Source organism: Kitasatospora putterlickiae (genome assembly GCF_039527695.1).
Classification (GTDB): Bacteria; Actinomycetota; Actinomycetes; order Streptomycetales; family Streptomycetaceae; genus Kitasatospora; species Kitasatospora putterlickiae.
Map to the genome: position 1 here is coordinate 779 of NZ_BAAAKJ010000049.1, position 6592 is coordinate 7370.

At 71.4% G+C, this 6592-nt stretch carries 5 protein-coding genes; all 5 read right to left on the minus strand.

All coding sequences use genetic code 11. The features are described 5' to 3' along the window. The coding region (gene serA, locus ABD308_RS05900; protein WP_425554701.1) for a phosphoglycerate dehydrogenase at positions 1 to 1428 on the minus strand (1428 nt) is incomplete at its 3' end. Positions 1429 to 1669: 241 nt separating this feature from the next. Beyond that, positions 1670 to 2668, minus strand: coding sequence for a ketol-acid reductoisomerase (ilvC, locus tag ABD308_RS05905; RefSeq protein ID WP_344327937.1), 999 nt, complete (start codon positions 2666 to 2668; stop codon positions 1670 to 1672). Positions 2669 to 2772: 104 nt separating this feature from the next. After that, the gene (gene ilvN, locus ABD308_RS05910; protein ID WP_030302941.1) at positions 2773 to 3297 is read right to left on the minus strand and encodes an acetolactate synthase small subunit; all 525 of its coding nucleotides are present in this window, start codon (positions 3295 to 3297) and stop codon (positions 2773 to 2775) included. Between the two features lie 35 nt (positions 3298 to 3332). Further along, a complete protein-coding gene (locus tag ABD308_RS05915; RefSeq protein ID WP_344327969.1) occupies positions 3333 to 5186 on the minus strand; it encodes an acetolactate synthase large subunit in 1854 nt (617 codons plus the stop codon). 310 nt (positions 5187 to 5496) lie between these two features. After that, a partial coding sequence (locus ABD308_RS05920) for an EAL domain-containing protein (RefSeq protein WP_344327977.1) occupies positions 5497 to 6592 on the minus strand: 1096 nt, incomplete at its 5' end.

Here is a 6592-nt window from a genome sequence, read left to right on the forward strand (position 1 = left end):
GTCGCCGAGGTGGCGGCCGAGGACGCCGACCACGCCCGGGCGGTCCTCGTACTTGAAGAAGGCCATGTGGTCGGTGAGCGCCACGTCCACGTCGAAGGCGTCCACGCCGACGATCTTCTGGATCTGCTTGGGGCCGGCCAGCGTGCCGGAGATGGCGATCTCCTCGCCGTTCGCGAGGGTGCCGCGCACGGTGATGACGTTGCGGTGCTCGGGGCTCTCGCTGGAGGTGGTCAGCCGCACCTCGACGCCGCGCTCCTGGGCGAACAGCGGGGCGTTGACGTAGGACACCGTCTCCGCCACGACGTCCTCGAACACGCCCTTGAGGGCGGACAGTTCGAGCACCTTGACGTCGTGCTGGGTGATCTCGCCGCGCACCTCGACGTCCAGTCGGACGGCCACCTCGCCGGCCAGCGCGGTGAAGATCCGGCCGAGCTTCTCGGCCAGCGGCAGGCCCGGGCGGACGTCCTCGGCGATCACGCCGCCCTGGACGTTGACCGCGTCCGGCACCAGCTCGCCGGCCAGCGCCAGGCGCACCGAACGGGCGACGGCGATGCCGGCCTTCTCCTGGGCCTCGTCGGTCGAGGCGCCCAGGTGCGGGGTGGCCACCACGTTGTCGAGCGCGAACAGCGGCGAGTCGGTGCACGGCTCCTTGGCGTACACGTCCAGGCCGGCGCCGGCCACCCGGCCGTCGCGCAGGGCGCTGAGCAGCGCCTCCTCGTCGACGATGCCACCGCGGGCGGCGTTGACGATCCGGACGGTCGGCTTGACCTTGTGCAGCGCCTCGTCGCCGATCAGGCCGATGGTCTCCGGGGTCTTCGGGAGGTGGACGGTGATGAAGTCCGAGACCTCCAGCAGCTCCTCCAGCGAGACCAGCTTGACGCCCATCTGCGCGGCGCGGGCGGCCTGGATGTAGGGGTCGTACGCGACGATCTTCATGCCGAACGCGGACATCCGCTGGGCGACCAGCACGCCGATCCGGCCGAGGCCGACGACGCCGAGGACCTTCTCGCTCAGCTCCACGCCGGTGTACTTGTTGCGCTTCCACTCGCCGCCCTTGAGCGCGGCGTTGGCCGGCGCGATGTTGCGGGCGACCGAGATCAGCAGGCCGCAGGCGAGCTCGGCGGCGGTGACGATGTTGGAGGTCGGCGCGTTCACGACCATGACGCCGGCCTTGGTGGCGGCGGAGACGTCGACGTTGTCGAGGCCGACGCCGGCCCGGGCGACGACCTTGAGCCGGCGGGCGGCGGCCAGCGCCTCGGCGTCGACCTTGGTGGCGGAGCGGATCAGGATGGCGTCGACGTCCGCGATCGCGGTCAGCAGCTCGGTGCGGTCCGCGCCGTTGCAGTGGCGGATCTCGAAGTCGGGGCCAAGGGCGTCGACCGTGGCGGGCGAGAGCTCTTCGGCGATCAGAACTACGGATTTGCTCACGACAGTGGTCCTTAACTGTCCGGTTCCCCCGGGCACGAAGGTGGCGTGGAGGGCGGGGGAAGGTGGCATGCCGCGTAGGTAGACGCACGACGCTGTGGGCCTGACGCGCACTCGGAAGTGTATCGACGGGCTGGATACCCGGCTGCTCCCGTCCGGCGAAATCACCCGGACGGGAGCAGCCTAGTTGTACAAGGGCGTTACAAAATCGGGAGGGTCCGGTTCAGCACGCGCCCGGTGTCGCTCAGGCCTCTTCCTTGACCCAGCTCATCAGCTTGCGCAGCTTCTTGCCGGTGGTCTCCAGCAGGTGGTCCTCGTCGGCCTTCTTGTACTCGTTGTACTTGGGCAGACCGGCCTTGTACTCGGCGATCCAGGTGTTGGCGAAGGTGCCGTCCTGGATCTCGGCGAGGACCTTCCTCATCTCGGCCTTGGTGGCGTCGGTGATGATCCGCGGGCCGGTGACGTAGTCGCCCCACTCGGCGGTCTCGGAGACCGACCAGCGCATCTTCTCCAGGCCGCCCTCGTACATCAGGTCGACGATGAGCTTCAGCTCGTGCAGGCACTCGAAGTAGGCGATCTCCGGCTGGTAGCCGGCCTCGACCAGGGTCTCGAAACCGGCCTTCACCAGGGCGGCGGTGCCGCCGCAGAGGACGGCCTGCTCGCCGAACAGGTCGGTCTCGGTCTCCTCGGTGAAGGTGGTCTTGATGACGCCGGCCTTGGTGGCGCCCAGGCCCTTGGCGTAGGACAGCGCCAGGTCGAAGGCCTTGCCGGAGGCGTCCTGCTCGACCGCGACGATCGCCGGGACGCCGCGGCCCTCCTCGTACTGGCGGCGGACCAGGTGGCCCGGGCCCTTCGGGGCGACCATGCAGACGTCGACGTCGGCCGGCGGCTTGATGAAGCCGAAGCGGATGTTCAGGCCGTGGCCGAAGAACAGGGCGTCGCCGGCCTTCAGGTGCGGGGCGATGTCCGCCTCGTAGACGTCGGCCTGGATCGGGTCCGGGACCAGGATCATGATGACGTCGGCCTCGGCCGCGGCCTCGGCGGGGGTGACCACGCGCAGACCGGCCTCCTCGGCCTTCTGGCGGGACTTGGACTCCGGCTTCAGGCCGACCCGGACGTCCGCGCCCGAGTCGCGCAGGGACAGCGCGTGGGCGTGGCCCTGGCTGCCGTAGCCGATGACCGCGACCTTGCGGCCCTGGATGATGGACAGGTCGGCGTCGTCTTCGTAGAACAGCTCGGCCACGGGGGCACATCTCCTTGCGAGTGGATTGCCTGGGTCTGCGTCGGTTCCTACCGTATGCGGACCCGGTGAAGGGGTGGAGCGGTGGGTGTGGAAGGGCGGCGCGGTCAGGCGCTGCGGTCGAGGGCGCGCAGCGAACGGTCCGTGATCGAACGGGCGCCGCGCCCGATGGCGACCAGGCCGGACTGGACCAACTCCTTGATGCCGTAAGGCTCCAGCATCCGGAGCATGGCCTCCAGCTTGTCCGAGCTGCCGGTGGCCTCGATGGTCACCGCGTCCGGGGACACGTCGACCGTCTTGGCGCGGAACAGCTGGACGATCTCGACGATCTGCGACCGGGTCTCGTTGTCGGCGCGGACCTTCACCAGGACCAGTTCCCGCTGGATCGCAGCGGACTGGTCGAGTTCGACGATCTTGATCACGTTGACGAGCTTGTTGAGCTGCTTGGTGACCTGTTCCAGCGGGAGGTCCTCGACGTTGACCACGATGGTCATCCGGGACACGTCCGGATGCTCGGTGGGTCCGACGGCGAGGGAGTCGATGTTGAAGCCCCGACGGGAGAACAGCGCGGCGATCCGGGCGAGCACGCCGGGCTTGTTCTCGACCAGGACGGACAGGGTGTGCTTGGACATGGGTCGTGGGTTCCCTTGGTCGTTCCGGAAGGGGCTCAGTCGAGGTCGTCGCCGAAGTCGGGGCGCACCCCGCGGGCGAACAGGATCTCGTCGTTGCTGGTGCCGGCCGCGACCATCGGCCAGACCATGGCGTCCTGGTGGACGATGAAGTCGATGACCACCGGGCGGTCGTTGATCTCCATCGCCTGCTTGATCACCTCGTCGAGGTCCTCGGGGCGCTCGCAGCGCAGGCCGACGCAGCCCATCGCCTCGGCGAGCAGGACGAAGTCGGGGATCCGGGTGCCCTGGGCGGGCGGCTCGATGCCGTCGTGGCCGGGGCCGGCGTGCAGCACGGTGTTGGAGTAGCGCTGGTTGTAGAACAGCGTCTGCCACTGCCGGACCATGCCCAGCGAACCGTTGTTGATGACCGCGACCTTGATCGGGATGCCGTTCAGGGCGCAGGTGACCAGCTCCTGGTTGGTCATCTGGAAGCAGCCGTCGCCGTCGATCGCCCAGACGGCGGTCTCCGGGCGGCCCGCCTTGGCGCCCATCGCGGCCGGGACGGCGTAGCCCATGGTCCCGGCGCCGCCGGAGTTGAGCCAGGTGCCCGGCTTCTCGAACCGGATGAACTGCGAGCTCCACATCTGGTGCTGGCCGACGCCCGCCGCGTAGATGGCGTCCGGGCCGACCAGCCGGCCGATCCGCTCGATGACCTGCTGCGGGGAGAGCTGGCCGCCCGCCGCGGGCTCGTAGCCCAGCGGGTAGGTCCGCTTCCACTCGTCCAGCCGCTCCCACCAGTCGCCGTAGTCGCCCTTGTGGCCGGCGTCGAACTCGGCCTGGACGGCGACGATGAGGTCGGCCAGCACCTCGCGGGCGTCGCCGACGATCGGCACGTCGGCCGGACGGTTCTTGCCGATCTCGGCCGGGTCGATGTCGGCGTGGACGACCTTGGCGTACGGCGCGAAGCTGTCCAGCTTGCCGGTGACCCGGTCGTCGAAGCGGGCGCCGAGGGTGAAGAGCAGGTCCGCCTTCTGCAGCGCGGTGACGGCCGGGACCGATCCGTGCATGCCGGGCATGCCCAGGTGCTGCGGGTGGCTGTCCGGGAAGGCGCCGAGCGCCATCAGGGTGGTGACCACCGGGGCGCCGGTCAGCTCGGCGAGGATCCGCAGCTCGGCCGTGGCGCCCGCCTTGATGACGCCGCCTCCGACGTACAGCACCGGGCGCTTGGCGGTGACCAGCATCTTCGCGGCCTCGCGGATCTGCTTGGCGTGCGGCTTGGTCACCGGGCGGTAGCCGGGCAGCGAGGTCTCGACCGGCCAGCGGAAGGTGGTGGTGGCCTGCAGCGCGTCCTTGGCGATGTCGACCAGGACCGGGCCGGGGCGGCCGGTGGCGGCGATGTGGAACGCCTCGGCGATCACCCGGGGGATCTCGGCCGGGTCGGTGACCAGGTAGTTGTGCTTGGTGATCGGCATGGTGATGCCGCAGATGTCCGCCTCCTGGAAGGCGTCCGTGCCGATCGCCTGGGAGGCGACCTGGCCGGTGATCGCGACGATCGGCACCGAGTCCATGTAGGCGTCGGCGATCGGGGTGACCAGGTTGGTGGCGCCCGGGCCGGAGGTCGCCATGCAGACGCCGACCCGGCCGGTGGCCTGCGCGTACCCGGTGGCGGCGTGGCCGGCGCCCTGCTCGTGGCGGACCAGGATGTGGCGGACCTTGGTGGAGTCCATCAGCGGGTCGTACGCGGGAAGGATGGCCCCGCCGGGGATGCCGAAGACGGTGTCCGCCCCGACGGCCTCCAGCGAGCGGATGAGCGACTGGGCGCCGGTCATGGTCTCGACGGCGTGCTGCGGAGCGGGAGCGTGGGCGGCCGGGGTGTCCCCGCGGCGGGGGGCTGCGGCGTGCTCAGTCATCTGCCTGTCTCTTCTCGGTTCTGGCCGGCCCGGTGGGTTACGGGCCCCGGGGGTCGAGGGGTGGGGTCCCGCTTGCGGGCCGATCGCCGGCTCTGCCCCAATCGTCCCTTTCGCGGGGCCACGGGGCCAGGGGTCTTGCAGTGGTGGAACGGCGTCGGTGCAACAAAAAACCCCTCGTGCCCAAGGGCATGCGAGGGGTGGCGCGTCGGTCTGTCACGAGCGGGGCATGGCCCGCTCAGCCGACGCGCCCGCCAAGTACGAGAATTCGGGTGCGCATGGCAATGACCTTCCTCCCGTCAAGGCCCGACTGTCAAGCAGGTGGGACGGTGGTCTCGCCATGCGGACCTGTTCCCGGACCTGGCACGGCCTGGTGTTCGGGCAGGTCGGAGGGGCCGTGGTGAGCTGCGACACGTCCCTGCGCGCCCTCGGCCCGCCCACTCGTCCGGGTGTCCGGGGCCAGGTACGCCCGCCGGGCCGACGGTGGGCCGGGCGGGCGCGGCACCGGGTAGGCGCGGCGGGCCAGGGCGCGCCGCAGCCGGCTCTCGTCCAGCGGCGCCGAGAAGGCCGAGCCCTGCACCTGGCGGCAGCCCAACTCCTGCAGCACGGCCACCTGCCGGGGCAGGTCGACGCCCTCGGCGCCGGTGACCAGACCGAGGTCGCGGCCGAGCCGCAGGGCGTGTCCGGCGAGCGTCCGGGCGAGCGCGGAGTCGCCCAGGTCGTGGACCAGCGAGCGGTCCAGCTTGAGGCCGTCGAAGGGCAGCCGGGCGAGCGCGCCGAGCGATCCGTGGCCGGCCCCGAAGCCGGCCAGCGCGGTGGAGACGCCGAGCCGGCGCAGCGCGGCGAGCCGGCGGCCGAGTTCGTCGGCCAGCTCGTCCGGGCCCATCCGGGCCACCTCGACGATCAGTTGGCCGCCGGGCAGCCCGCTGTCGCGCAGCGCCGCGGCCACCGTCTCGTACAGGCCGGGCGCGCAGAGCCGTTCGGCGGAGAGCCGGACCGACACCGGGACCGGCGGCGGGACGGGCAGGCCCCGGGCGGGCGGGCTGCGGCGCAGCGCGGCGGCGGTGACCGCCTCACGGACCAGCCAGCGGGAGTACCGGGCGGCGGCGTCGCCGTTCTCGGTGGAGCGCAGGAACTCGGCGGGGGTGAGCAGCAGGCCCTGCGCGGAGCGCCAGCGGGCCTGCGCCTCGACGGCGGTGACCGCGCCGCTCACCAGGTCCACCACCGGCTGGTGGAGCAGTGCGAAGCCGCCCTCCCGGACGGCCGCCCGGAGCCGCTCGTCCAGCTCGGTGCGGCGCTCCAGGTCGGCACGCATGGCCGGGGTGTAGAGCATCACCCGGCCCTTGCCCTCGGACTTGGCGCGGTACATCGCGAGGTCGGCGTTGCGCATGAGCTCGTCGGCGGCGGCG